22 protein-coding genes are annotated in these 23,766 nt (G+C 69.8%); 6 read left to right on the top strand and 16 right to left on the bottom strand.

What is annotated here, in order from left to right:
- Positions 1-36 precede the first annotated feature (36 nt).
- Together VF522_RS21190 and VF522_RS21185 are read right to left on the bottom strand one after the other, a co-directional pair.
- A complete protein-coding gene (locus VF522_RS21190) occupies positions 37-303 on the bottom strand; it encodes a hypothetical protein (protein WP_330910300.1) in 267 nt (88 codons plus the stop codon).
- A 170-nt stretch (positions 304-473) separates the two neighbouring features.
- Entirely contained in the window at positions 474-1,127 is a 654-nt protein-coding gene (locus tag VF522_RS21185; RefSeq protein ID WP_330910299.1) for an ankyrin repeat domain-containing protein, read from the bottom strand.
- 132 nt (positions 1,128-1,259) lie between these two features.
- Here VF522_RS21185 and VF522_RS21180 point away from each other — a divergent pair, with 132 nt between their 5' ends.
- Both VF522_RS21180 and VF522_RS21175 read left to right on the top strand, forming a co-directional pair.
- Positions 1,260-2,981 carry a pyrroloquinoline quinone-dependent dehydrogenase gene (locus VF522_RS21180; protein ID WP_330910298.1) on the top strand — a complete coding sequence of 574 codons (1,722 nt, stop codon included), beginning with the start codon at positions 1,260-1,262 and terminating at the stop codon, positions 2,979-2,981.
- A complete protein-coding gene (locus VF522_RS21175; RefSeq protein ID WP_330910297.1) occupies positions 2,981-3,553 on the top strand; it encodes a c-type cytochrome in 573 nt (190 codons plus the stop codon). The genes VF522_RS21180 and VF522_RS21175 overlap by 1 nt, the downstream gene beginning before the upstream one ends.
- A gap of 25 nt (positions 3,554-3,578) precedes the next feature.
- On the opposite strand, the gene VF522_RS21170 is transcribed toward VF522_RS21175, so the two are convergent.
- Together VF522_RS21170 and VF522_RS21165 are read right to left on the bottom strand one after the other, a co-directional pair.
- Positions 3,579-4,016 carry a type II 3-dehydroquinate dehydratase gene (locus VF522_RS21170; RefSeq protein WP_330910296.1) on the bottom strand — a complete coding sequence of 146 codons (438 nt, stop codon included), beginning with the start codon at positions 4,014-4,016 and terminating at the stop codon, positions 3,579-3,581.
- A gap of 8 nt (positions 4,017-4,024) precedes the next feature.
- The gene (locus VF522_RS21165; protein ID WP_330910302.1) at positions 4,025-4,990 is read right to left on the bottom strand and encodes a TRAP transporter substrate-binding protein; all 966 of its coding nucleotides are present in this window, start codon (positions 4,988-4,990) and stop codon (positions 4,025-4,027) included.
- A 157-nt stretch (positions 4,991-5,147) separates the two neighbouring features.
- Between VF522_RS21165 and VF522_RS21160 the strand changes: the two genes are divergently transcribed.
- A complete protein-coding gene (locus tag VF522_RS21160) occupies positions 5,148-5,930 on the top strand; it encodes an IclR family transcriptional regulator (RefSeq protein WP_330910295.1) in 783 nt (260 codons plus the stop codon).
- Positions 5,931-6,088: 158 nt separating this feature from the next.
- Here the strand turns inward: VF522_RS21160 and VF522_RS21155 are convergent, their stop codons facing one another.
- Positions 6,089-7,696: a gamma-glutamyltransferase family protein gene (locus VF522_RS21155; RefSeq protein WP_330910294.1), complete on the bottom strand. Its 1,608-nt coding sequence runs from the start codon at positions 7,694-7,696 to the stop codon at positions 6,089-6,091.
- Positions 7,697-7,771: 75 nt separating this feature from the next.
- A complete protein-coding gene (locus tag VF522_RS21150) occupies positions 7,772-8,734 on the bottom strand; it encodes a tripartite tricarboxylate transporter substrate binding protein (RefSeq protein WP_330910293.1) in 963 nt (320 codons plus the stop codon).
- Between the two features lie 82 nt (positions 8,735-8,816).
- Between VF522_RS21150 and VF522_RS21145 the strand changes: the two genes are divergently transcribed.
- From VF522_RS21145 to VF522_RS21135, 3 genes are read left to right on the top strand one after another with little or no spacing between them, the layout of a single operon-like run.
- The gene (locus tag VF522_RS21145) at positions 8,817-9,677 is read left to right on the top strand and encodes a LysR family transcriptional regulator (protein ID WP_330910292.1); all 861 of its coding nucleotides are present in this window, start codon (positions 8,817-8,819) and stop codon (positions 9,675-9,677) included.
- A gap of 18 nt (positions 9,678-9,695) precedes the next feature.
- On the top strand, positions 9,696-10,346 hold the full coding sequence (nth, locus tag VF522_RS21140) for an endonuclease III (RefSeq protein ID WP_330910291.1): 651 nt from the start codon (positions 9,696-9,698) through the stop codon (positions 10,344-10,346).
- Positions 10,347-10,379: 33 nt separating this feature from the next.
- Positions 10,380-10,658, top strand: a complete 279-nt coding sequence (locus VF522_RS21135) for a hypothetical protein (protein ID WP_330910290.1) — start codon at positions 10,380-10,382, stop codon at positions 10,656-10,658.
- Between the two features lie 95 nt (positions 10,659-10,753).
- Here VF522_RS21135 and VF522_RS21130 read toward each other — a convergent pair whose 3' ends face one another.
- The 10 genes from VF522_RS21130 to VF522_RS21085 all read right to left on the bottom strand — a co-directional run.
- Positions 10,754-11,161, bottom strand: coding sequence for a hypothetical protein (locus VF522_RS21130; protein WP_330910289.1), 408 nt, complete (start codon positions 11,159-11,161; stop codon positions 10,754-10,756).
- A 57-nt stretch (positions 11,162-11,218) separates the two neighbouring features.
- A complete protein-coding gene (locus VF522_RS21125; protein WP_330910288.1) occupies positions 11,219-12,634 on the bottom strand; it encodes an efflux transporter outer membrane subunit in 1,416 nt (471 codons plus the stop codon).
- Positions 12,631-15,915: an efflux RND transporter permease subunit gene (locus tag VF522_RS21120; protein WP_330910287.1), complete on the bottom strand. Its 3,285-nt coding sequence runs from the start codon at positions 15,913-15,915 to the stop codon at positions 12,631-12,633. The genes VF522_RS21125 and VF522_RS21120 overlap by 4 nt, the downstream gene beginning before the upstream one ends.
- On the bottom strand, positions 15,912-19,052 hold the full coding sequence (locus tag VF522_RS21115) for an efflux RND transporter permease subunit (protein WP_330910286.1): 3,141 nt from the start codon (positions 19,050-19,052) through the stop codon (positions 15,912-15,914). Before VF522_RS21115 ends, VF522_RS21120 begins: the two co-directional genes overlap by 4 nt.
- A 3-nt stretch (positions 19,053-19,055) precedes the next feature.
- A complete protein-coding gene (locus tag VF522_RS21110; protein ID WP_414709569.1) occupies positions 19,056-20,696 on the bottom strand; it encodes an efflux RND transporter periplasmic adaptor subunit in 1,641 nt (546 codons plus the stop codon).
- A 220-nt stretch (positions 20,697-20,916) separates the two neighbouring features.
- Complete coding sequence (locus VF522_RS21105; RefSeq protein ID WP_330910285.1) at positions 20,917-21,585, bottom strand: class I SAM-dependent methyltransferase; 669 nt, start codon at positions 21,583-21,585, stop codon at positions 20,917-20,919.
- A 16-nt stretch (positions 21,586-21,601) separates the two neighbouring features.
- A complete protein-coding gene (locus VF522_RS21100) occupies positions 21,602-22,039 on the bottom strand; it encodes a universal stress protein (RefSeq protein WP_330910284.1) in 438 nt (145 codons plus the stop codon).
- A 101-nt stretch (positions 22,040-22,140) separates the two neighbouring features.
- Positions 22,141-22,704 (bottom strand): histidine phosphatase family protein, encoded by a 564-nt coding sequence (locus VF522_RS21095; protein ID WP_330910283.1) that lies wholly within the window; start codon positions 22,702-22,704, stop codon positions 22,141-22,143.
- Complete coding sequence (locus tag VF522_RS21090; RefSeq protein ID WP_330910282.1) at positions 22,701-23,498, bottom strand: adenosylcobinamide-GDP ribazoletransferase; 798 nt, start codon at positions 23,496-23,498, stop codon at positions 22,701-22,703. The genes VF522_RS21095 and VF522_RS21090 overlap by 4 nt, the downstream gene beginning before the upstream one ends.
- A partial coding sequence (locus tag VF522_RS21085) for a nicotinate-nucleotide--dimethylbenzimidazole phosphoribosyltransferase (protein ID WP_330910281.1) occupies positions 23,498-23,766 on the bottom strand: 269 nt, incomplete at its 5' end. The genes VF522_RS21090 and VF522_RS21085, both read right to left, overlap by 1 nt.

The raw sequence follows: 23,766 nt of genomic DNA, 5'->3' as shown, positions 1-23,766 counted from the left end.
GTAGGGTGGGCAAGCTCCGCTTGCCCACCACCCAGCTCACAGCCGCGACGCGTCCGGCCAGACAACCGCCAGCGTCTTCTTCCCCAGGCGCACCGCCGCGATCTGCTCGAGCAGCTTGCGCTCGGTCTCCCCGACGCGGCTCTCCAGCGCGCTGAAGTCGAGCAGCACGCGGCCGTGCCGCCAGCTCCTGCTGTCGACTTCCAGCACGTGCATCAGCGAGGACAGCTGGCCCAGGGTCGCCTCTCCCCGGACGGCCACGCGCATCTGCTGCACCTCCTCGTGGATGGCGGTGTCGAGATCCATGCTCCTACTCTGGTCGTGCATGTGCGATGTCGCTGTCAACTATGCGGGATGCTGCGGACGGAAACGCGTGTTGCGAAATGATCTCCCTGCCTTACCCGCGATCACGAAACTTTCGACGGACGGACGCGGCAAAGTAGCCGTGCCGCCGGGAACTCATCCGGGATGCAGAGCTACGGCGCAAGCAGCGTCGCCAACCCCGCATGGTCCTGCTCGCGCGCGATATCCGCGGCGGTCTTGCCGCGGTCGTCGCGCAGGCTGCGATCCGCGCCGCGGTCCAGCAGCATGCGCGCCGTCGCTTCCTGGCCGTAACCGGCGGCCCACATGAGCAGCGTGAGCTGGTGGTCCAGCCTGGCATTCACCGGCGTGCCCGCGCGCAGCAGCTCTTCCAGGCAGGGGGCGCAGCCCTGCCCCGCCGCATAGATTGCGGCGTTCTTCTTCACGCGGTCCATCGGCTCGATGCGGGCGCCCGACGACAGCAGCTTGCGCAGGATCTCCGGATTGCGCGCGTACGCGGCTCCCATCAGCGGCGTGACGCCGGAGAGGTTGGCGAGCTGCACGTCCGCCTTGTTGCGAAGCAGCAAGTCCACCAGCTCCCGGTTGCCCTTGGCCGCGGCCATGTTCAGGGGCGAATCGCCGTTGCGGTCACGCGAATTCACCTCCGCGCCCTCGGCCAGGAGCTGGGTCACGCGCGGCACCAGACCCGCCCGCGCGGCCAGCACCAGCTGCCCGTTGATGTTGATGTTGTCGGCGCCCTTTTGCGCATGCAGCGCACAGGGCGCCGCGAGGCACAGGGCGAGCGCGAAGCGCGCGGACACAAAGATCATGGAACCACCTCCACCGCGCGGCTTGTGCCGGCCGCGCGAAATCATGATACTGGCAGCGCCCGTCACCGGCAGCCCGACGCTTGCGCGCCGGACTTCACTCGAAGTCGTACGTCCACTGAGAGGAGAAGTCTTATGCAAGTTTTCCACCTTTCCACCTGGGCTGCCGCACTCCTGTGCGTGCTGCCCCATTCCCCCACCGCACAGGAGATCCAGGGCCAGGGCCCCGGCAAGGCCGCCCCCTTCGTCATCAAGACGCCGAACGTCACCCAGGCGATGCTCAGCGAGGCCGACCGGCAGACGGCGAACTGGCTGCACACCAACGGCGGCTACGCGCAGACGCGCTACTTCGCGGGCACGCAGATCAACGCGGGCAACGTGAAACGGCTGCGGCCGGTCTTCATGTTCCAGACGGAGGTGAAGGAATCGATGGAGACCGCGCCGATCGTGGTGGACGGCGTCATGTACATGACGACCTCCTTCAACCACGTGCATGCGCTGGACGCCACCACGGGCCGCCAGTACTGGCACTACAAGCACAAGATGGGGCCGATCACCACCTTCTGCTGCGGCCCCAACAACCGGGGCGTGGCGATCGAGGGCGGCAAGCTGTTCATGGGCACGCTCGATGCCAAGCTGGTGGCGCTCGACGCCGCCAGCGGCAAGCTGCTGTGGGAAACGCAGATCGCCGATCCCGAGAAGGGCTACAGCGAGACGATGGCGCCCACGGTCGTCGACGGCAAGGTGCTGATCGGCACCAACGGCGGCGAGTACGGCATCCGCGGCTTCGTGAAGGCCTTCGACGCAGGCAGCGGCAAGGAGCTGTGGACCTTCCACACGATCCCGGAAAAGGGCCACGAAGGCGTGTGGGCCCAGAACGATGCGACCGGCCGCAACATGAAGCGCGACATCGCCAGGGAGAAGGAAGCGTTCGCGCGCAACAGCGCCTTCTACCAGACGCTCGGCGGCGGCGTGTGGATGAATCCGGCGGTGGACCTGAAGACCCGCACCATCTTCTTCGTGGTCGGCAATCCCTCTCCGGACCTGTACGGCGCGGAACGCCCCGGCGACAACCTCTACACCGATTCGATCGTCGCGGTGGACCTGGACAAGGGCACCTACAAGTGGCACTACCAGTACATCGCGCACGACGTGTGGGACCTCGACGCCGTCAGCCCGCCGATCCTCGTCGACGTGAAGGACAAGGGCGGCAAGATGATCCCCGGCGTGATCCACGGCGGCAAGACCGGCCACGTCTACGTGCACGACCGCCGCGACGGCAGCCTGATCCGCTACTCCGACGCGATGATCCCGCAGGAGAACATGTGGACGCTGCCCACCGCCAACGGCGCGCGCATGCTGCCAGGCGCCAACGGCGGCGTGGAATGGTCGCCGATGGCCTTCCATCCCAAGTACCGGCTGGCCTATGCGCTGAACCTGCACCAGCCGATGACGTACCACGTCGAGAGCGCGCAGTACCCCGGCGGCGGCAAGCTGTGGCTGGGCGGCGCCTTCAAGGTGATCGAGGGGGAACAGCAATGGGGACGCCTCGCGGCCGTGAACGTCGACACCGGCAAGATGGCCTGGAAGTTCGACACGGCGGAACCCCTGATCGGCGGCGCGCTGGCCACCGGCGGCGACCTGGTGTTCTACGGCGAAGGCAACGGCTTCATCCGCGCGCTGCATGCGCGCACCGGCCAGAAGCTGTGGGAATTCAACTGCGGTGCAGGCGCCAACGCCATGCCCGTGAGCTACACGGTACGCGGCAAGCAGTACGTCGCGATGGGCTGCGGCGGCAACACGCAGCTGGACTTCAAGCGCGGCAACACCATGGTGGTGTTCGCGCTGCCGGGCTGATGCGGGGACTTATCGCTTGCGTGCTGCTGGCGGCGTTCGCGCTGCCGGCCGGCGCGCAGGACGCCGAAGCCGGCCGCGCCAAGGCGCAGGCCTGCGCGGCCTGCCACGGCGCGGACGGCAACGCGCCCGCGCCGGACTTCCCCAGCCTCGCGGGCCAGACCTGGCGCTATCTCTACACCCAGCTGCGGGACTTCAAGGAAGGCCGCCGGCAGAACCCGGCAATGGCGCCCTTCCTCGCGCCGCTGTCGCGCGAGGACCTGATGAACGTCGCGGCCTTCTTCGCGAACCAGAAGCTCAAGCCCGCGGCCTTCCAGGTCGACGAGGAGAAGGCGCGCCTGGGCAAGGCCAAGTCGGAGACGACGCTGTGCACCATGTGCCACCTCGGCGGCTTCATGGGCCAGAACGAGATCCCGCGCGTGGCGGGGCAGAACTACCCCTATATCGTCGCGCAGCTGAAGGCGTTCAAGGCCAGGACGCGCACCAACGATGCGGGCACCATGACCAGCGTGGCGCAGACGCTGAGCGAGCAGGACATCGAGAACCTGGGGCACTACCTCGCGGGCCTTCGATGACCATCGGATCCTCGGTATTCCGTGGTCATCCCTCCTGAACCAGCGCCACCACCCCCCGCAACGCCGCCAGATACGACTGCGGCCCCAACCCCTGCACCGTCCCCCGCACCGCCGGCGAAATGATCGAATGGCTGCGCCACGGCTCCCGTGCCGCGATGTTCGACATGTGCACCTCGAGCACCGGGAAAGGCATCGCCTTGATCGCGTCGTGCAGCGGCACGCCGTGCTGCGTGAGCCCGGCGGGGTTCACCAGCGCGCCCTGCGCGGCGTCGATGTTGGCGTGCAGGAAGTCGATCAGCACGCCCTCGTGGTTGGACTGCAGGATGGCCAGTTCCACCTCCAGCTCCTGCGCGAGGGCCTGCAGGCGGCGATCGATCTCCGCCAGCGTCGTGGTGCCGTAGATGTGCGGCTCGCGCCGTCCGAACAGGTTCAGGTTCGGCCCGTGCAGGACGAGGATCTTCATCGCGCCGCTCACCGCGCCAGCCGGGCCAGTTCGTCGTTGTACAGCTTCACGATCGCCGGGTCGTAGCTGGCGGCGAACTTGTCGGTCACGCTCCTGGCGACCTGGCGCATCCGCGCCTGCTCCGCCGGCGCCAGCTCGTTGAACTGCATTCCTTTCGCCTGCAGCTCCGCCACCGCCTTCTGCGCCGCGGCGCGGCTCGCCTGGCGCTGGTACGCGCGCGATTCCACCGCCGCCTCCTGCATCCAGCGCTGCTCGGTGGGCGAGAGGCGGTCCCAGAAGCGCTTGCTCACGAGGATGATGTTGGCCGCGTAGACGTGGTTCGTCGCGCTCACGAACTTCTGCACCTCGTTGAACTTGTTCGACAGGATCACGGAGAACGGGTTCTCCTGGCCGTCCACGGCGCGCGATTCCAGCGCCGGATACAGCTCGGCGAAGGGCATGGGCACCGGGTTGGCCTTGAAGGCCTTGAAGGTCTCCAGGAACACCGGGTTGGGGATCACGCGGATCTTCAGGCCATCGAGGTCCTCGGGCCGCGCGATCGGGCGGCGGCTGTTGGTCACGTTGCGAAAGCCCAGGTCCCAGTAGCCGAGCGCCACCAGCCCCTTCTCCGGCAGCTTCGCGATCAGCGCCTGCCCCAGCGGGCCGTCGAGCAGCGCGTCGGCCTGCGCGTAGCTGCCCACGGAGAACGGAAAGTCGACCAGCCCGAACTCCTTGACGATGCCCGCCAGCGAAGTGGTGGCCGGCGCGGACATCTCCTGCACGCCGCCCTGCAGCGCCGCCTGCTGCTGCAGCTCGTTGCCCAGTTGCGAGGCGGGGTACTCCTGCACCTTCATGCGGCCGCCGCTCCTGGCGGCGAGCGCTTCGGCGAAGCGCTTGACGCCCATGCTCACCGGGTGGTCGGTGTTGTTCAGGTGGCCGAACTTGATGACGCGGTCCTGCGCGTCCTGGGCGTTCGACGCGAGGGCGGCGAGCATCAGCGTGGCAGCCGCGAAGCCGCGGCGGAAATCGATCTGCACTTGTGTCTCCTGGGTGTGGCGGCCGCTGCCGGCCGGGTGGACCCAATGCTAGGAGCGCAGCCAGAACGCCGTTCCAACCTAGAATCTCTTGCCGTATTGTGAAACAGGAGGGACGATGATCGGGACGCTGGAACGCGGGCTGCGCATCCTTGAAACGCTCGCGCCGCATCCGGAGGGCCTGCCGCTCGCCGCCATCGCCGACGACCTGGAGCTGCCGCGCAGCGCCTGCCACCGCCTGCTCGCCGATCTCCTGCGCTGCGGCTACGTGCGGCAGCTGCGCGCGCAGGGCGAATACGCGCTCACCACCAAGCTCGCGTCGCTGGGCCTGGGCTACCTGGGCGCCGCCGGAATGGTGGACATCGCGCAGCCGATCATCGACCGGCTCGCCGAGAAGAGCGGCGAACTGGTGCGCCTGGCACTCGTCGACGGCGACCGCCTCACTTTCGTCGCGAAGGCGCAGGGCGCGCGCTTCGGCCTGCGCTACGACCCCGACATGGGCATCGACGTGCGCCTGTCCTGCAGCGCCGGCGGCCATGCCTGGCTCATGACGCTGAGCGAGGAACGCGCGACGGAGCTGGTCGCGCGTCAGGGATTCGGCGAACGCAAGGTGTTCGGCCCGAAGGCGCCCACCACCTTCAAGGCGCTGATGCAGGTGCTGGAGGCAGACCGGCAGCGCGGCTTCAGCCTCATGGAGGAGATGTATGCGCCCGGCATGAGCGCCATGGCCGCACCCGTGCGAAGGCGCGACGGCGGCACGATCGGCGTGATCACCGTCGCCGGCCCGCTGGTGCGGCTGACGCGCGAGCGCATGCTGGAACTGGGGCCGGCCCTGCTGGGCGCGGCGGGGGAACTGGCGCTTTCCGGCACCAGTTCGCCGCTGTTCGCGCGCGCTCGTTGAATGCTCGTAGGGTGGGCAAGCTTGCTTGCCCACCATGACGGCGCGCGCACGACGGTGGGCAAGCGGAGCTTGCCCACCCTACATGTCCACCAGTCGGCGTGACGTCGTAGGGCGGCGGTGAGCGCCGAAGGCCGAACCCCGCCGAAGCGCGAAGCGCGTCAGAACCCCGCCGCCAACCCGTCGCGCCGCGAATCCGACGCCACCACGTAGCCGTCCTTCTTCGGATCGCCCATGCGCCAGATGAACTGGCCGGCGCCGAAGTCCTGGTAGCTGTCGTTGATCACGTCGACCTTGTGGCCGCGGCGCGCGAGCTCCTCCAGCGTTGCCTGGGGCATCTGCTGTTCGGCGTTGATCTCGAGGCCGGCGTTGAAGCGCCAGCGCGGCGCATCGCAGGCGGCCTGCGGGTTCTGGTGGTAGTCCAGCATGCGCACCAGCGTCTGCATGTGGCCCTGCGGCTGCATGTTGCCGCCCATCACGCCGAAGCTCATGACCGGCGCGCCGTCCCTGGTGAGGAAGGCCGGGATGATGGTGTGGAAGGGACGCTTGCGCGGCGCCACCTGGTTGGCCCCCGGCTTCAGGCTGAAGCCGTGGCCGCGGTTCTGCAGGCTGATGCCGAAGGTCGGCTCCACGCAGCCGGAGCCGAAGCCCATGTAGTTGCTCTGGATGAAGCTGACCATCATGCCGTCCTCGTCGGCCGCGGTCAGGTAGATCGTGCCGCCCTTCACCGGGTTGCCCGCCTGGAAGTCCTGCGCGCGCTTCATGTCGATCAGCTTCGCGCGGCTGGCGAGGTAGGCGTCGTCGAGCATCTGCCCGGTCGTGACTTCCATCGCCTGGCGCTCCGCGACGAAGCGGTAGGTGTCGGCGAAGGCGAGCTTCATCGCCTCGATCTGCAGGTGCTGCGCATCGGGGCCGTCGACCTTCATCCCGGCGAGATCGAAGTTCGAGAGGATGCCCAGCGCCGCCAGGGCCGCGATGCCCTGCCCGTTGGGCGGGATCTCGTGCAGCGTGTAGCCGCGGTAGTCCTTGGAAATGGTCTCGACCCACTCCGGCCGGAAGGACGCGAAATCCTCCACCGTGTGCACGCCGCCGTTCTGCGCGCTGAACTTCGCGATCGCGGCGGCGATCTCGCCGCGGTAGAAGGACTCGCCCTTGGTTTCGGCGATGGAGCGCAGCGCGCGCGCCGCCGCGGGGAACAGGAACAGCTCGCCGACCTTCGGCGCGCGGCCCCAGGGCAGGAAGCTTTGCGCGAAACCCGGCAGGCTGCCCAGCTCCGGCGTTGCCGCATCCCACTTCTGCTGCACCACGATCGGCAGCAGGAAGCCGCGCTCGGCGATCTCGATCGCGGGCGCCAGCAGGTCGGCGAAAGGCAGCTTGCCGTAACGCTGCGACATGGCCATCCACGTCGCGACCGCGCCCGGCACGGTGGCCGAGTCGATGCCGCGCTTGGGCGGCTTGTCGGCGGCGCCGTACTTCTTCTCGAAATACTGCGGCGTCCAGCCGGCGGGCGCGTGGCCCGAGCCATTGATGCCCTGCAGCTGCTTGCCGTCCCAGATGATGGCGAAGGCATCGCTGCCCAGGCCGTTGCTGACCGGCTCGACGATGGTCATCGCGGCGGCGGTGGCGATCGCGGCATCGACGGCATTGCCGCCCTTCCACAACATGCGCAGGCCGGCCTGCGAGGCGAGCGGGTGCGAAGTGGAGACGACGTTGCGGGCGAAAACCGGGATGCGGGTGGTCGGGTAGGGATTGTGGAAGTCGAAGTTCATTGGTGAATCTGTGAGGGTTGTCGTCCCGGGCTTGACCCGGGACCCATGGATTGCGGGTCGAGCCCGCAATGACAATCAGTCCGCCGTCAGCTTCCGATCCTGGATGATCTTCTTCCACTTGGCGCGGTCGCGGTTCGTCATCGCCGCGAACTCCTGCGGCGTGCCGCCGGCCGGCTCGATGCCCAGGCGCGCGAGGCGCTCCAGCACGTCGCGGTCCTTCAGGGCGTCGTTCACGGCGGCGTTGATGCGGTTCACCAGGTCGGCCGGCATGCCCTTGGGCCCGTACATGCCGAACCAGGTCACCGATTCGAAACCGGGGATGGTGTCGGACACGGGCGGCAGGTCCGGCAGCAGCGGCGAGCGCTTGAGGCTCGTGATGCCCAGCGCGCGCAGGCGGCCTTCCTTCACGTGCGGCAGGCCGCTGGGCAGCGAGTCGAACAGCACGTCGACCTTGCCGCTCGCGAGATCGGGGATCGCCAGCGCGGTGCCCTTGTAGGGGATGTGCACCAGGAACAGCCCGGCCTGCGCCTTGAAGTATTCGGCCGTGAGGTGCACCACCGTGCCGTTGCCGCTGCTCGCGTAGTTCAGCTTGCCCGGGTTCTTGCGGGCGTACTCGACCCACTCCTTCACCGTCTTCGCCGGCGAGGAGTTGGGCACCAGCATGATGCTGGGCGCCTGGCCGACATAGGCGATCGGCGTGAAGTCCGCGACCGCGTCGTACGGCAGCCTGGTGCCGAAGCTCGGGCCGATGCTGTGGGTGCTGCTGGTGGCCAGCAGCAGCGTGTAGCCGTCGGGCACGGCCTTGGCGACGATGTCGGAGCCGATGCTGCCGCCGGCGCCCGGCTTGTTGTCGACGACGATGGCCTGGCCCAGCCTTTCGCCGAGCTTCTGCGACACGGCGCGGCCGAAGATGTCGGTGGCGCCGCCCGCCGGGAACGGGATCACCAGGCGGATCGGCTTGTGGGGATAGCCCTGGGCGTGGGCGGCGGGCGCCAGCAGCGTGGCGGCCGTGAGGATCAGGGAGGCGAACAGCTTCATGCGCGCGATCATAGGAAGCCGGACAGGAAAGCAAAAGCGAATATTGCTTTAGCGGGGATAAAGCGATGCTTTAGGATGCCGCATGAGCAGCATCCGCGTCCTGAAGACTTTCGTGGCGGTCGCCGGCGAAGGCTCGTTCGCCGCGGCCGCCGCGCGCGTGGCCCTCACCCAGGCGGCGGTCGGCCAGCAGATGCGCGCGCTGGAATCGGAACTGCGCCGGCCGCTGTTCGAGCGCCAGGGCAAGTCGGTGGTGCTCAACGACGCCGGCCGCGCGCTGGTGCCGCAGGCGCGGCGGCTGCTCGCGCTGTACGACCAGATGCTGGCGCCGTCCGCCGCGGCCGACACCATGGCCGGCACCGTGCACCTCGGCGCGATCGTGTCGGCGGTGCGGCCGCTGATCCAGGCCACGCTGGCGCTCAAGGCGCGTCATCCTGCCCTCGACCTGCACGTGTCGGCGGCCAAGTCGATCGAGCTGGTGGAACGGGTGCAGGCCGGCGAACTCGATGCGGCCGTCGCGGTGCGCGAGCCCGGCGTCGGCACCGACCTCGCCTGGACCGCGCTCTATGGCGAGCCGATGGTGCTGCTGGTACCGAAAAAACTCGAATCGGCCAGCCCGCGCATGATCCTGCAATCGCAGCCCTTCATCCGCTTCGACCCGAGCCAGCACACCGGGCAAATGGTGGAGCGCACGCTCAAGCGGCTGCGCGCGCAGCCGCTTGAGTTCCTCGAACTCAACACGCTGGAAAGCATCGTCGACCTGGTGCGCTCCGGCCTCGGCGTGAGCGTGGTGCCGCTGCTGCGCGAGTCGCGCTGGCACGCGGATCCCAGGCTGCGCGTCATCGAGATCCCGCGCGCGGAGGAAAGGCGCATCGCCCTCGTGCGGCGGCGCGACTCGCCCACGGCGCACGTCGCCGCCGCCCTCGCCCGCGCCTTCGCCGGCTGAATGCATACACTCCTGCGCATGAAAGACCAGGACGTCGAACCCTTCTTCGCAGTGCTGAAGGCCGCCAACCCGCTGCCCATGAGCGAGCTGGAATACAGCACGGTGTTCGAGCTGCTGGTGGCGGTGCTGCTGTCGGCGCAGGCCACCGACGCGGGCGTCAACAAGGCTACGCGCCACCTGTTCCACGCCGCCAGCACACCGCAGGCGATCCTGGCGCTCGGGCGCGAGGGGGTCGAGGAGTACATCAAGACCATCGGCCTGTACCGCATGAAGGCCAAGCACCTGCTGGAGACCTGCCGCATCCTGGTGGAGCAGCACGGCGGCAAGGTCCCGCGCGAGCGCGAGGCGCTGGAGGCGCTGCCGGGCGTGGGCCGCAAGACCGCGAACGTGGTGCTGAACGTGGCCTGGGGCGAGGAGGCGATGGCGGTGGACACGCACATCTTCCGCGTCAGCAACCGCACCGGCCTGGCCCCGGGGAAGAATCCGCTGGAGGTGGAAGAACGCCTGATGGAGCGCGTGCCACCCGCCTACCGCGTCGATGCGCACCACTGGCTGATCCTGCACGGGCGCTACGTCTGCGTGGCGCGCCTGCCGAAGTGCTGGCAGTGCGCGGTGGCGCGCTACTGCGATTTCCAGCCGAAGACACCGCCGCCGGCGCTGCGGGCGTAGTGCGACAATGGGCCGCAGTTAGAGAGGGCCGGCATGGAAGACGATGAATTGAAGGAGATGCTCGACGTGCACACGCAGAGCATCCAGGGGCTGGTGGAAAACCAGATGATGCTGGCCGCGCAGGTGCAGGTGCTGCAGGCCGCCCTGGCCACGGTGCTGCTGCACCACGGCGACCGCGCGACGCTGCTGCGCAGCTTCAAGGGCTACATGAAGATCTCCAAGGAATCCACGCCGCAGCTGTCGCGGCACATGGAGGCGCTGGAGGGCGGGATGCTGGCGCTTCTGGGGCAGGGCACGGAGCCGGATCGATAGCCGTCATTCCCGCGGAGGCGGGAATCCAGGGCAATCAATGCAGCGCGCTGCGCGCGCGTCCTGGGTCCCCGCCTGCGCGGGGATGACGGACGGGGTCAAGCCGACCAATCCCCGAACACGAACCGGAACACCCGCGGCTTCGCTTCGCCGGGACGCTGCAGCTGCAGCTCCAGCTGCTTCGGCCGCGGCTGGATCGCGATGAACTTCAGCACGCCGGCGCGGTGGCCCACCGCGCCCTTCTTCTCACCTTCCCAGGCGAGCGGCTTCACGCGGTGGCCGTCGCCGAGCAGCACGAAGTTCCCCATCACCTCGTCGTCGAACTTGCGGCCGCGGGCATCGAAGATCACCGCGAAGTCCCAGACGGTCGCCTCCTCGGCCAGGCTGCCGGGCGTCACGGCCACGGTCACGCCGTGCGCGACGCTCTTTTGCGTCACGCTCGGCCAGGCGGCCACGCCCACCGAGATCAGGACTGCCAGGATGGCGGCGAAACGACCATTGCCCATGGCGCCACGGTACTCCCGCGCGCGCGCCGGCGGTTGATCGGCGTCAAATCCCCACGTTCATGGCGCGGCGACTTGCAGGCCGCCCCAGCCGCCGCCGAGCGACTGCACCAGCGCCACGGCCGCGAGCTGGCGGTCGATCTGCGCCTGCACCAGCGCGCGCCGCGCGGCCGCCGCGTTCTGCTGCGCCGTGATCACCTCGGTGTAGCCCACCTGCCCCGCCTGGTAGCGATTGAGCACCTGCTGCTCGACGAGATCCGCAGCCCGGCTCGCCTGCTGCCTCAGCGCCTGCTGCTCGTTGAGGACGCGCAGCGCCACCAGCTGGTCCTCCACGTCCTGGAAGGCCGTGAGCACGGTCTGGCGGTATTGCGCGGCGGACTGGTCCAGCCCCGCGCGCGCCTGGTCGACGCGGGCACTGCGCGCGCCGGCGTCGAAGATCGACTGCGCCAGCGCACTGCCCAGCGCCCAGGCCAGGCTCGAGGCGCTGAACAGGTCGCCGAAGCTGGCGGCCGACGCGGTCAGCGATCCGCTGAGCGTGATGCTGGGAAAGAAGGCCGCGCGCTCGATGCCGATGCGGGCATTGGCCTGCGCCACGCGGCGCTCGGCCGATGCGATGTCCGGTCGCCTTTGCAGCAGCGTGGAGGGCAGCTGCTCCGGCAGCACCGGCACCTTCACGCTCCATTTCGGATCGGCCGGCAGGCTGAAGTTCGCGGGCGCCTTGCCCACCAGCACCGCGATCGCGTGCTCGAAGGTGGCGCGCTGGCGCTCCAGGGTCAGCAGGTCGGCGCGGCTGTTGGCGAGCTGGCTCTCCGCCTGCAGCACGTCGGTGCGGGCCACCACGCCGGCCTCGTAGCGGTTGCGCGTGATCTGCAGGCTGCGCTCGTAGCCCGCCAGCGTTTCCGCCTGCAGGCCGCGCAGCACGTCGGACTCGCGCAGGCCGAAGTAGTTGGCCGCCAGTTCGCCCAGCGCCGCCAGCCGCACCGAAGCGAGGTCGGCCTGCGCGATCTGCTCGCCGGCACGCGCGCTCTGCACCGTGTTGGCGAGGCGCCCGAACAGGTCGGGCTCCCAGCTCGCGCCGATGCTCATCTGGTAGCTGCGACGCGTCGGCTGCTCGGGACCGCCGGTGACGTTGTTGCGGTTGTTGAAATCCACCTGCGGGAACAGCGAGGCGCGCTGCTCCCGCGTGAGCGCCCGCGCCTGCGCGTACGCCGCGACCGCGGCGGCGACGTTCTGGTTGTTCACCTCGACCTGCGAAGCGAGCGAGCTGAGCACCGGGTCGTCGAACAGCTCCCACCAGTTGCCCCGCTCGAGCGTGTCCGCCGGCGCCGCCGTGACCCACGCGCCCTTGCCTTCCTTGAATGCGACCGGCGTGTCGACCTTCGGCACCTCGTATTTCGGCGCGAGGTTGACGCAGCCCGCGAGCAGCAGGCTGGCCACGAGGACGGAAACGATGGGGGCGTGGAAACGTGGGGTCATGCGAGAGGTGCGGGTTGCGGGTCGCCGTGGCGCGAAAGCATGCGCTCCAGCGGGCTGCGGCGGCGCAGCTTGTCGAGCAGCAGGTAGACCACGGGCGTGGTGAGCAGCGTGATCACCTGGCTGGCGATGAGGCCACCGATGATCGCGACGCCCAGCGGCCGGCGCAGCTCGGCGCCTTCGCCGAAGCCGATGGCGAGCGGCAGCGCGCCGAGGATGGCCGCCAGCGTGGTCATGAGGATGGGACGGAAGCGCAGCAGGCAGGCCTCGCGCACCGCCTCGTAGGGCGAAAGGCCGCGCGCGCGTTCGGCGTCGAGCGCGAAGTCGATGATCAGGATCGCGTTTTTCTTCACGATGCCGATCAGCAGGAACAGTCCGATCAGCGCCATGGTGGAGAACTCCATCTTGAACAGCAGCAGCGCCAGCACCGCGCCGACGCCGGCCGAAGGCAGCGTGGAGAGCACGGTGATCGGATGCACCAGGCTTTCGTAGAGGACGCCCAGCACGATGTAGATGACGACGATGGCCGCGAGGATCAGCAGCGGCTGCTGCTGGCTGCTCTCGGCCGCCGCGCGCGCGGTGCCCTGGAAGCTGCCGCGCACGTTGATCGGCATGCGGATGCTCGCCTCGGCGCGGCGCACGGCCTCCTGCCCGTCCTGCATCGTCTGGCCTTCGGCGAGGTTGTAGGAGACGGTGGTGGCCAGCTCGGCGTCCTGGTGGTTGACGCCGGTGGCCGTCGGCCGCTCGTAGAAGCGCGCGATGGACGACAGCGGCACCATCGCCGTCGCGCTGGCGCTCAGGGCCTGGCCGCTGGAGGAGTCGCGCAAGGAGGGGTTGGCCGGGCTCGCGCTGGTGGACGTCGTACTGCCGGAGCTCGTCGTGGTGGATGACGAGGTGCTGGTGGACGCCGTCGTACCGGACTGCAGCGTGGCCGCCAGCTGCGTCGCCGCTCCCGTGTTCTTCGCCGGCACGTAGATGTCCTTCAGCGCCTCCGGGCTGCGGATGTAGCGCGGCGCCACCTGCATCACGACCTTGTACTGGTTCAGTTCGTCGTAGATCGTCGCCACCTGGCGCTGGCCGAAAGCGTTGTACAGCGCGTTGTCGATGTCGCGCGAGGTGATGTCCAGCCGCTTCGCCGATTCCTTGTCGACCTCGACGAAGGTCTCGACGCCGTTCTCCTGCTGGTCGGTGTCGACGTCGACCAGCTCGTCCTCCTGCTTCATCGCCTCGGCCAGCCGCGTGGCCCACAGCTTGAGGTCGGCCTCGTTGTCGCTCTTGAGCGTGTACTGGTAGGTGCTGTTGGACTGCCGCCCGCCCATGCGCAGGTCCTGCACCGGATTCAGGAACAGGCTCACGCCGGTGACGCCCGCGAGCTGCGGCCGCAAGCGCGCGATCACGGCCTGGCCGCGCTCCTCGCGGTCCTGCTTGAGGGTGACGAACATGAAGCCGCCGCCGGCGCGCCCCCCGCCGGTGAACGCGGTCACGGTGTCGACCGCCGGATCGTTGCGGATGATCTCCACCAGCTGCCGCAGCTTGTCCTGCGTCGCCTGGAAGGAGATGCTCTGGTCGGTGCGCATGCCGCCCTGGATCTGGCCGGTGTCCTGCTGCGGGAAGTAGCCCTTGGGGATGCGCACGAACAGGAAGGCGTTCAGGCCGATCACCAGCACCAGGATGAGCAGCACCAGCCAGCGCGCGGCCAGCGCCCAGTCCAGGCTCACCTCGTAGGCGCGCTGCATCCAGCCGAAGCCCTTCTCGGACCAGCGCGACAGCCGGCCGGGTTCGCGCCGGTGCATGTCCCGGCGCAGCAGCCAGGCGCACATCATGGGCGTGGTGGTCAGCGAGATCAGCAGCGAGATCAGCACCGCGGCCGACAGCGTCACCGCGAATTCGCGGAACAGGCGGCCCACCTGCCCGCCCATGAACAGCAGCGGGATGAACACGGCCACCAGCGACAGGCTGATCGACAGCACGGTGAAGCCCACTTCGCGCGCGCCCCGCAGCGCCGCCTCGAAACGGTCCATGCCGGCCTCGATGTGGCGCGCGGTGTTCTCCAGCACCACGATGGCATCGTCGACCACGAAGCCGGTGGCCACGGTGAGCGCCATCAGCGACAGGTTGTTCAGCGAGAAGCCGAGCACGTACATCACGCCGAAGGTGCCCAGCAGCGAGACGATGGTGGCCACGGCGGGAATGAAGGTCGCGCGGGCGCTGCGCAGGAACACGCTCACCACCAGCACGACCAGCATGATCGCGATGAACAGCGTCAGCTCCACCTCGTGCAGCGAGGCGCGGATCGAGCGCGTGCGGTCGGACGCCACCTCCAGCTGGATGTCGCCGGGCAGCGCCGCCTGCAGCGAGGGGATCAGCGCCCGCACGCCGTCGACCGTGGCGATCACGTTGGCGTCCGGCTGCAGCCGCACCAGCACGATCACGGCCGGCCGGCCGTTGAACAGGCCGATGGTGTTGATGTTCTCGACGCTGTCGCTCACCTCCGCCACGTCCGACAGCCGCACCGCCGAATCGTTGCGCCAGGCCACCACCATGTTGCGGTAGTCGGAAGCCGACTTGCCGTTGTTGGCCATGCCGGTGCCGGTGTAGATCTGCAGCCGCTGGCCCTTGACCTCGACTTCGCCCTTGGGCCGGTTGGCCGTGCCGGACTGCAGCGCGGCACGCACGTCTTCCATGGCGATGCCGTAGCGGTTCAGCGCGAAGGGAATCAGATCCACCCGCACCGCCGGCTGCGAGCCGCCGCCCAGCTCCACGTCGCCGACGCCGCCGACCTGCGCGATCTTCTGCTGCACGATGTTGGACACCGCGTCGTAGATCTGGCCCGGCGTGCGCGAGGGTGAGGTGAGCGCCAGGATGATGACGGGCGCCGCCGACGGATTCGCCTTGCGGTAAGTCGGGTTGCTGCGCAGCGTGGACGGCAGGTCGCTGCGCGAGGCGTTGATCGCCGCCTGTACTTCGCGCGCCGCCGCATCGATGTTGCGATTGAGGTCGAACTGCAGCGTCACTCGGGCGCTGCCCGTGCTGCTGTTCGAGGTGATCTCGTTGACGCCGGCGATGGTGGCGAGCCGCCGCTCCAGCGGCGTCGCCACGCTGGTCGCCATGGTCTGCGGGCTGGCGCCGGGCAGGTTGGCGCTGACCGAGATCACCGGATAGTCGACCTGCGGCAGCGAAGCGACCGGCAGCTTGAAGAACGCCGCGATCCCGGCCAGCGCCAGCCAGATCGTGAGCAGGACCGTGCCGACGGGACGGCGGACGAAGGGGGCGGAGAGGTTCATGCCGGCGTGACAGGAGGCCTGTCATCCGGAGAGCTCCCTCTCCCGCCTGCGGGAGAGGGTCGGGGTGAGGGCTCTGCGCGCCCGCGCCACCGCCTGCCCAACCGATCGAACCCCAGATAGATCACCGGCGTCGTGAACAGCGTCAACAACTGGCTCACGATCAGCCCGCCGAAAATCGCCAGGCCCAGCGGCCTGCGCAGTTCCGCGCCCTCGCCCCACCCCAACATCAGCGGCACCGCGGCGAACAGAGCGGCCAGCGTCGTCATGATGATCGGCCGGAAGCGCAGCAGCGCCGCCTGGTGGATCGCCTCGCGCGGCGCCTTGCCTTCCTCGCGCTCGGCGTCGAGGGCGAAGTCGATCATCATGATCGCGTTCTTCTTGACGATGCCGATCAGCAGGATGATGCCGATGATGCCGATCACGCCGAGGGAGTTGCCCGTGAGCATCAGCGCCAGCAACGCGCCGACGCCGGCCGAGGGCAGCGTGGAGAGGATCGTCAAGGGGTGCACGTAGCTCTCGTACAGCACGCCCAGCACGATGTAGACGCACACCACCGCCGCCAGGATCAGCCACAGCTGGTTGGACAGCGAGGATTCGTACGCGCCCGCCGCGCCGAGGAAGGTGACCGACACGGTCGCCGGCAGCTGCATCTTCTTCAGCTCGGTGCGGATCACGTCCACGGCGGTGCCCAGCGCCACGCCATGCGCGGTGTCGAAGCCCACCGCCGCCGCCGGGTACTGCGCCACGTGCGTGATCTGCAGCGGCGCGCGCCGCTCGCTGATCAGCGCGATCGCGCTCAGGGGCGTCGGCTCGCCGGAGCTGCTGCGCAGCTGGATGCTTCCCAGCTGGCCGACGTTCACCTGCGTTTCCGGCCGCGCCTCCAGCACCACCCGGTACTGGTTGGTCTCGGTGAAGATGGTCGAGACGATGCGCTGGCCGAAGGCGCTGTACAGCGCCTCGTTGATGGTCGACGAGCTGATGCCCAGGCGCGCCGCCGAATCGCGGTCGATGTCGACGAACATCGCGGCGCCGGAGGCATTGGCATCGGTGGTGACGTTGGCCAGGCGCGGCACCTGGCGCAACCGCTCGACGATGCGGGCGGCCCAGTCGTTCACCGTGGCGGTGTCGGCGCCTTCCACGGCCAGGCGGTACTGCGTCGGCCCGCTCTCGGATTCGATGGTGAGGTCCTGCACCGGCTGCAGGAACAGGCGCACGCCGGCGACGCGCTCGCCGCGCTGGCGCAGGTGCGCCATCACGTCCTCCAGGCTGCCGCGCGAGGATTTCAGGTTCACCAGCATGCGGCTCGTGTGCAGCATGGTGTTGTTGGCCGCGTCGACGCCGACGAAGCCGGCGATCGATTCGACCGCCGGGTCCTCCAGCAGCTGCTTCGCCACGTCCTGCTGCAGTTCCGCCATGCGCGGATAGGAGATGGACTGCGGCGCCTCCACGCGCACCTGCAGCTGGCCGGTGTCCTGGGTGGGGAACAGGCCCTTGGGGATAGCGATGTACAGCAGCACGGTGACCACCAGCGTGCCCAGCGCCACCAGCAGCGTGAGCTTCTGCCGCTCCAGCACCCAGTGCAGCGCGACGTCGTAGCGCGCGACCACGCGGTCGAAGCCGCGCTGCATCTTCCCGCCCCAGCCCGTCTCGGGCGCCGTGTGCGCCTGCAGCCAGCGGGCCGACATCATCGGCACCAGCGTCAGCGACACCACCATGGAGATCAGGATGGTGATCGCCAGCGTCACCGCGAACTCGCGGAACAGCCGCCCGATCACGTCGCCCATGAACAGCAGCGGGATCAGCACGGCCACCAGCGACACCGTCAGCGAAATGATGGTGAAGCCGATCTCGCCCGCGCCCTTGAAGGCCGCCTGCAATGGCGGTTCACCGGCTTCGATATGGCGCGCGATGTTCTCGATCATGACGATCGCGTCGTCGACCACGAAACCGGTGGCGATGGTCAGCGCCATCAGCGACAGGTTGTTGAGGCTGTACCCCAGCAGGTACATCACGCCGCAGGTGCCGATCAGCGAGATCGGCACCGCCAGGCTCGCGATCAGCGTGGCGCGCGGGCTGTGCAGGAAGGCGAAGATCACCAGCACCACCAGCACCACGGCCAGCAGCAGCTCGATCTGCACGTGGTGCACCGAGGCGCGGATGCCGGTGGTGCGGTCGGACAGCACGTCGACCTGGATCGAGGCGGGCAGGCCCGCGGTCAGCTCGGGCAGCCGCTTCTTGATCGCGTCCACCGTCGCGATCACGTTGGCGCCGGGCTGCCGCTGCACGTTGAGGATGATGGCCGGTTGCAGGTCGGCCCAGGCGCCGAGCTTCACGTTCTCGGCGCTTTCGACCACCTGCGCGATGTCCTTCAGCCGCACCGGGGCGCCGCTGCGGAAGGCCACGATCAGCTCGCTGTAGTCCTTGGCGGCAAGCAGCTGGTCGTTGGAATTGATGGTGTAGGCGCGCGTCGGGCCGTCGATGCTGCCCTTGGCGGCGTTGGCGTTCGCGCTGGAGATGGTGGTGCGCACGTTGTCGAGCGTCAGCCCCAGCGAGGCGAGCGCGCGGTTGTCGGCCTGGATGCGGACGGCCGGGCGCTGGCCGCCCGACAGCGTGACCAGGCCGACGCCACTCACCTGCGAGATCTTCAGCGCGAGCCGCGTGTCGGCGATGTTGCGCACTTCCGTGAGCGGCAGCGAGGGCGAGGTGATCGCCAGCGTCAGCACCGGCGCATCGGCCGGGTTCACCTTGGCGTAGACCGGCGGCGCCGGCAGGTCCGCCGGCAGCAGCGAGCCGCCGGCGTTGATCGCGGCCTGCACCTGCTGCTCGGCGACGTCCAGCTGCAGCCCCAGCGTGAACTGCAGCGTGACGATCGAGACGCCGGCGGCGCTGGTGGAACTCATGCGCCCCAGGCCCGGCATCTGGCCGAACTGGCGCTCCAGCGGCGCGGTGACGGTCTGCGCCATCACCTCCGGGCTGGCGCCGGGGTACAGCGTCTGTACCTGGATGGTCGGGTAGTCGACCTGGGGCAGCGCCGACAGCGGCAGGAACTTCAGGCCCACCAGGCCGGCCAGCACGATGGCCAGCATCAGCAGCGAGGTGGCGACCGGCCGCAGGATGAAGGGACGGGACGGACTCATTGCTTACTGCTGCGGAGCCCCTGCCGCCTCGCGTTGCGCGCGGCGCTGCTGCCGGCGCTGCTCGCGCTCTTCCGGCGTCAGCTTGGCCCACTCGGCGGCGCGCGCGGCACGCTCCTCGGGACTCAGGTTCTGGAAGCCGCCGCCGCCGCCACCGGCTGCCGCGGCTTCGCCGTTGCCGCCCGCGCCCATCGCGGCCGACGCGCCGGCCCACGGAGCGGTCGCCTCGCGCTGGTCCATGGACGGCCGCCGCCTCTGGGCCGCCGACGCGCCACTGAAGACATCCGACGCCACCCCGCTGGGAGCGGAGGCCGCGCCGGCCGGCCCGCCCGCCGCGCCATCGCGCTGCCGACGGCCGCCACCACCGCCTTGCCGCGGCGTGTCGCCGGGCAGCATCACGCGCGAGCCGTCGCGCAGGCGGTCGGCGCCCTCGGTGATCACGCGCTCGCCGATGTTCAGGCCGCTGACGATCTGCACGCGCTCGCCCACCGGCTGGCCGCGCACCACGGCGCGCTGCTTGACCGTGCGGTCTTCCTGCAGCACGAACACGAACTCGCCGCTGCCGCTCTGGCGCACGGCCGTCACCGGCACCACCACCGCGTTCTCGATGGTGCGCAGCTGCAGCTGCACGTTGACGAACTGGCTGGGAAACAGCTGCTGGCGCGCGTTGTTGAAGCGCGCCTTGGCGCGCACCGTGCCGGTCTGGGTGTCGATCTGGTTGTCGAGCGAGGAGAAGGCGCCGGTGTCCAGCAGCGTGGTGCGCGTGCGGTCGAGGGCCTTCACTTCCATGAAGGCGCCGGCGTTGTGCTGCAGCCAGGCCGCGTGGTCCTGCGGGATGGCGAATTCCACGTCGATCGGGGTCAGCTTGGTGATGATCGCGACGCCGTTGGTGTCGCCGGTACCGACCTGGTTGCCGACGTCGACGTTGCGCAGGCCGACGCGGCCCTCGATCGGCGCCACGATGCGGGTGTAGGAAAGGTTCAGGCGCGCGGCGCCTTCGGCGGCCTTGGACGCGACCACCGCCGCTTCCAGCTGGTGCACGGTGGCGCGCTGCGTGTCGACTTCCTGCCGCGCGATCGAGTCCTGCTTCAGCAGGGTCTCGAAACGCTGCAGGGTCACCCGCGCCGCCGAGAGCTGCGCCTCGTCGCGCATGCGCTGGCCCAGCGCCTGCTGCAGCGACATCTCGAAGGTCCGCGGGTCGATCGTCGCGAGCAGCTGGCCCTTCCTGACGTTCTGGCCTTCCTTGAACAGCACCTGCGTCAGCACGCCGTTGACCTGCGGGCGCACGCGCACCGTCGCCTGCGGCACCACGGTGCCGAGCGCTTCCAGGTTCACGGGGATGCTGGCGCTCTCGGCCACTGCGACCCCCACGGTCGTCGCGCCGCCGCGGCCGCCGCCGCCAGGCCCGCCGCCACCACCCATGCCACCGCCGCCGCCGCCGGGGCGCTGCTGCATCGAAGCTACCTGCTGCGGCCGGGTGAGGTCCCACGCCAGCCACGCCAGGCCCGCGGCGACCACCAGCGCGATCACCGTACCGACGATCGACGCGCGCCGGCTCAGCTTGCGCCGGGGCGGCGGCGCCGGCTGCCCGGGCATCTGCGCGCTGGTGGAGGGGTCGGCCGGAGTCGACGGCGGGGGTGTGGGCATCGGTGTCCTTCTTGTATTCCGTCCAGGCGGCAAAGTTCAGCAGGCGCTGAGGGTGCCTCTGCATGAGCGCCGGGGCCGACAGCGCCCGGCGCGACCGCCTGTAGGTCTGATTCTGTTGTGCTCTGGAGGCACCCTAGCGTCGCCGCGGAGGGTAACGGCGGAATGTGCCGTTTGTTGCCGGCCGGTGAAGTTCCTTGCCTTCGCCGACGAACGGCCGCGCTCAGTGGTGCACGCGGCGCGGCGCGGGCACGCGGCCGCTGGCGACGTAGATGCCGCCGAGCGCGCGCGTGCGCACCTGCACGTCCTGCAGGCGCGCGGCGAGCAGGTCCCAGGGCTCGGCCAAGCCTGCCATGCAGGTCACCGAGTAGAGGGCCGCGCCCCACACGAACAGGTTGGTGGCGGCCATCCAGGGCGGCGCCCATTTCAGGCCGCTGGCCACCACGTGCGCGCCGGGCCGCAGGTGCGCGAACACGTGGTCCAGCGAACGCGCGTCGCGCAGCACGTCGTGGGTGAAGTGGAACAGCGCGGCATCGGCATGGCCGTCCAGCGGTGCGTCGTCCGCGGCCGCCTCCAGCAGCTCGATGCCGTGCCAGCGGTGCTGCGCGATCCGCGCGCGCGCCAGCGCCAGCATCTCGGGCGAAGGATCGAGCGCCACGATGCGGCCGGCCGGGCCGGTGCGCTCCTTCAGGGCGGCGAAGCTCAGGCCGGTGCCGCAGCCGACGTCGAGCACCGTGTCGCCGGCACGCAGGTCCAGCAGCGCGATGGCTTCGCGCCGCACCGGCTCGAAGGCGAGCAGCTCCAGGTCGTAGCGCGCCGCGCGGCCGCGGTATTGCGCCAGCGCGCGGGAAGCATCGGGCCGCCGGCCCGGGTCGGTGGGAGAGGCCATCATGCCGGCCGCCGGCGGTTTAAGGAGTGATGACCACCAGCACGCTGCAGGGCGCGTGCTCGATCAGGGCGCCGGAGATGGAACCGCGCCACCAGCGCGCGGCCCAGCTGTCCAGGTGCTTGTGGCCCACGACGATCAGGTCGCTGCCGATCTTCTTCGCGTACTTGGTGATCTCGTCGACCGCCTCCCCGGTCACCACTTCGCCGCGGGCGCTGAAGCCCGCCTCGCCGAGGCGGCGCAGGCCGTCGTCGAGCACGGCGCGGTATTTGCGCTTCTCGCGCTCCTCCAGTTCGACGTCGTAGACGCCGCCTTCGAGGCCGACGAAGCTCATGGCCGAGGGCATCACCGCCACCAGGTGCAGTTCGGACTGGCTCCAATTGCAGATCTCGCGGCAATCGAGCAGTGCTTTCTGGCCGGCATCGGAGCCGTCGTACGCCAGCAGGATCTTCTTGTACATCGCAGGTCCCCCAAGACGCGCCGCGGCCCCGTGCCCCGGCTGCTTCAAGTATGGTCCGCAATTCCAGCGTCGGGCAACCCGGATGCGTTACGGCATTTACCCTAGGGGCCCGGCCGCCAGGGCAGCTCGATGCATGCCGCCTGCCCGAAGTCCAGCGGCTCCCGCGGCCATTCGTCGGCCCGCGCGGGCAGGCGCTTGCCCGCCACCAGGAGACGGACGGCGCGCACCACGCCGCCGTGCGCGATCCAGAGCGCGTCGCGGCCGCCGCGCCGCGTTTCGTCCAGCGCCGCGTCGACCCGTGCCATCAACCGGGACACGCATTCGCCGCCGCCGCAGCGGTAGCCGGGGAAGTCCGCCATCCAGGCCGCGAAGTCGGACGGCGCGATGGCGCTCCAGGGCTGCCCTTCCCAACGGCCGAAATCCATCTCGGCGAGCCGCGCGTCCTCCAGCGCCGCGAGGTCGGCACGCAGCACCTGCAGCGCTTGCGCCAGTTCGCGGCACCGGCGCAGCGGCGAGGTGCGCACCGCCAGGCCCGATGGCAGCAGCGCGGCGGCCGCGATCGCGGCCTGCTGCGTCGCCTGCGGATCGGCCGTCACGTCGGTGGCGCCGTAGCACACGCCGTCGGGCACCAGCGGCTGCGCATGCCGCAGCAGCCACAGCTTCATGCGGCCACCGCGACGCCCAGGTAGCAGGCGATCTCGCAGGCCTGCTGCGCCGCGCCCAGGCAGTCGCCGGTGAAGCCCTGCAGCCGGCGCTGGAACAGGCGCGCCATCACCGCCAGCGCCAGCGCCGAAGCCAGCAACGGCGCGAGCAGGAACAGCGGTCCCTGCCAGGCCGCGATGCCGGTCGCCACCAGCGCGGTCCACAGCCAGGCGGCGGCCAGGCTGGCGCCGCTGATCGCATCGGCCATCGGCTTGGCGCGCACGCCGGCCGCATCGCCCACGTAGGGCAGCCAGCGCACCAGCAGCAGCGGCCAGGCACGCGACAGCACGTGCGCCAGCACCAGCGCGGTGCAAAGCACGCGCAGGTCCAGCGTGCCGAGCAGCGCCAGCAGCGAGAGCTTGGCGGCAAGCGCGAGGCCCAGGGCCAGAGCGCCGAAGCTGCCGATGCGCGAGTCCTTCATGATCTCCAGCGCCCGCGCGCGGTCCGGCGAGCCGCCCAGGCCGTCGGCGACGTCGGCCAGGCCGTCCTCGTGCAGCGCGCCGGTGAACAGCACGGTGGCCAGCGTGGAGAACACGGCGGCGACGCAGGCGGCAAGCGGGCCGGGCGGCAGCGCCGCGAGCAGCAGCGCGGCGACCGCCGCCGCGAGCAGGCCCACCAGCAGGCCGATGCCGGGGAAATGGGCCGCGCTGGCACGCAGCATGGCGGGACTGAAGCCGACCCAATCGGCGAGCCGGCCCGTCACCGGCACGCGGGTGAAGAACTGCAGGGCGAGCAGGAAGTGGCGCAGCGCGGCCATCAACGGGTGCGGCCGGACACGCCGGCCGATTCGAAACTGGCCATCTCGCCGAGAATGGCGCAGGCGGCCTGCAGCAGCGGCCAGGCCAGCACGGCGCCCGAGCCCTCGCCCAGGCGCAAGCCCAGGTCCAGCAAGGCGCGCGCCGGCGTGCGCGCATCGGGCCCGAGGTGGCGCAGCATCAGGCCGTGGCCGCACTCGCCGGAACGGTGCGCGAAGACGCAGCGCTGCACCACGCGCGGCGAAAGCTTTTCGGCCACCAGCACGGCGT

The organism is Ramlibacter sp. (assembly GCF_036383835.1).
GTDB lineage: Bacteria > Pseudomonadota > Gammaproteobacteria > Burkholderiales > Burkholderiaceae_C > Ramlibacter.
Note: the sequence above shows the minus strand (reverse complement) of the source record. Positions and strands in the feature narration are given on the sequence as shown.

Excerpts from the sequence above, each read along its gene's own strand:
- VF522_RS21190 (WP_330910300.1), bottom strand. The coding sequence starts at position 303 with ATGGATCTCGACACCGCCATCCACGAGGAGGTGCAGCAGATGCGCGTG.
- VF522_RS21185 (WP_330910299.1), bottom strand. The coding sequence starts at position 1,127 with ATGATCTTTGTGTCCGCGCGCTTCGCGCTCGCCCTGTGCCTCGCGGCG.
- VF522_RS21180 (WP_330910298.1), top strand. The coding sequence starts at position 1,260 with ATGCAAGTTTTCCACCTTTCCACCTGGGCTGCCGCACTCCTGTGCGTG.
- VF522_RS21175 (WP_330910297.1), top strand. The coding sequence starts at position 2,981 with ATGCGGGGACTTATCGCTTGCGTGCTGCTGGCGGCGTTCGCGCTGCCG.
- VF522_RS21170 (WP_330910296.1), bottom strand. The coding sequence starts at position 4,016 with ATGAAGATCCTCGTCCTGCACGGGCCGAACCTGAACCTGTTCGGACGG.
- VF522_RS21165 (WP_330910302.1), bottom strand. The coding sequence starts at position 4,990 with ATGCTCGCCGCCCTCGCGTCGAACGCCCAGGACGCGCAGGACCGCGTC.
- VF522_RS21160 (WP_330910295.1), top strand. The coding sequence starts at position 5,148 with ATGATCGGGACGCTGGAACGCGGGCTGCGCATCCTTGAAACGCTCGCG.
- VF522_RS21155 (WP_330910294.1), bottom strand. The coding sequence starts at position 7,696 with ATGAACTTCGACTTCCACAATCCCTACCCGACCACCCGCATCCCGGTT.
- VF522_RS21150 (WP_330910293.1), bottom strand. The coding sequence starts at position 8,734 with ATGAAGCTGTTCGCCTCCCTGATCCTCACGGCCGCCACGCTGCTGGCG.
- VF522_RS21145 (WP_330910292.1), top strand. The coding sequence starts at position 8,817 with ATGAGCAGCATCCGCGTCCTGAAGACTTTCGTGGCGGTCGCCGGCGAA.
- nth (WP_330910291.1), top strand. The coding sequence starts at position 9,696 with ATGAAAGACCAGGACGTCGAACCCTTCTTCGCAGTGCTGAAGGCCGCC.
- VF522_RS21135 (WP_330910290.1), top strand. The coding sequence starts at position 10,380 with ATGGAAGACGATGAATTGAAGGAGATGCTCGACGTGCACACGCAGAGC.
- VF522_RS21130 (WP_330910289.1), bottom strand. The coding sequence starts at position 11,161 with ATGGGCAATGGTCGTTTCGCCGCCATCCTGGCAGTCCTGATCTCGGTG.
- VF522_RS21125 (WP_330910288.1), bottom strand. The coding sequence starts at position 12,634 with ATGACCCCACGTTTCCACGCCCCCATCGTTTCCGTCCTCGTGGCCAGC.
- VF522_RS21120 (WP_330910287.1), bottom strand. The coding sequence starts at position 15,915 with ATGAACCTCTCCGCCCCCTTCGTCCGCCGTCCCGTCGGCACGGTCCTG.
- VF522_RS21115 (WP_330910286.1), bottom strand. The coding sequence starts at position 19,052 with ATGAGTCCGTCCCGTCCCTTCATCCTGCGGCCGGTCGCCACCTCGCTG.
- VF522_RS21110 (WP_414709569.1), bottom strand. The coding sequence starts at position 20,696 with ATGCCCACACCCCCGCCGTCGACTCCGGCCGACCCCTCCACCAGCGCG.
- VF522_RS21105 (WP_330910285.1), bottom strand. The coding sequence starts at position 21,585 with ATGATGGCCTCTCCCACCGACCCGGGCCGGCGGCCCGATGCTTCCCGC.
- VF522_RS21100 (WP_330910284.1), bottom strand. The coding sequence starts at position 22,039 with ATGTACAAGAAGATCCTGCTGGCGTACGACGGCTCCGATGCCGGCCAG.
- VF522_RS21095 (WP_330910283.1), bottom strand. The coding sequence starts at position 22,704 with ATGAAGCTGTGGCTGCTGCGGCATGCGCAGCCGCTGGTGCCCGACGGC.
- VF522_RS21090 (WP_330910282.1), bottom strand. The coding sequence starts at position 23,498 with ATGGCCGCGCTGCGCCACTTCCTGCTCGCCCTGCAGTTCTTCACCCGC.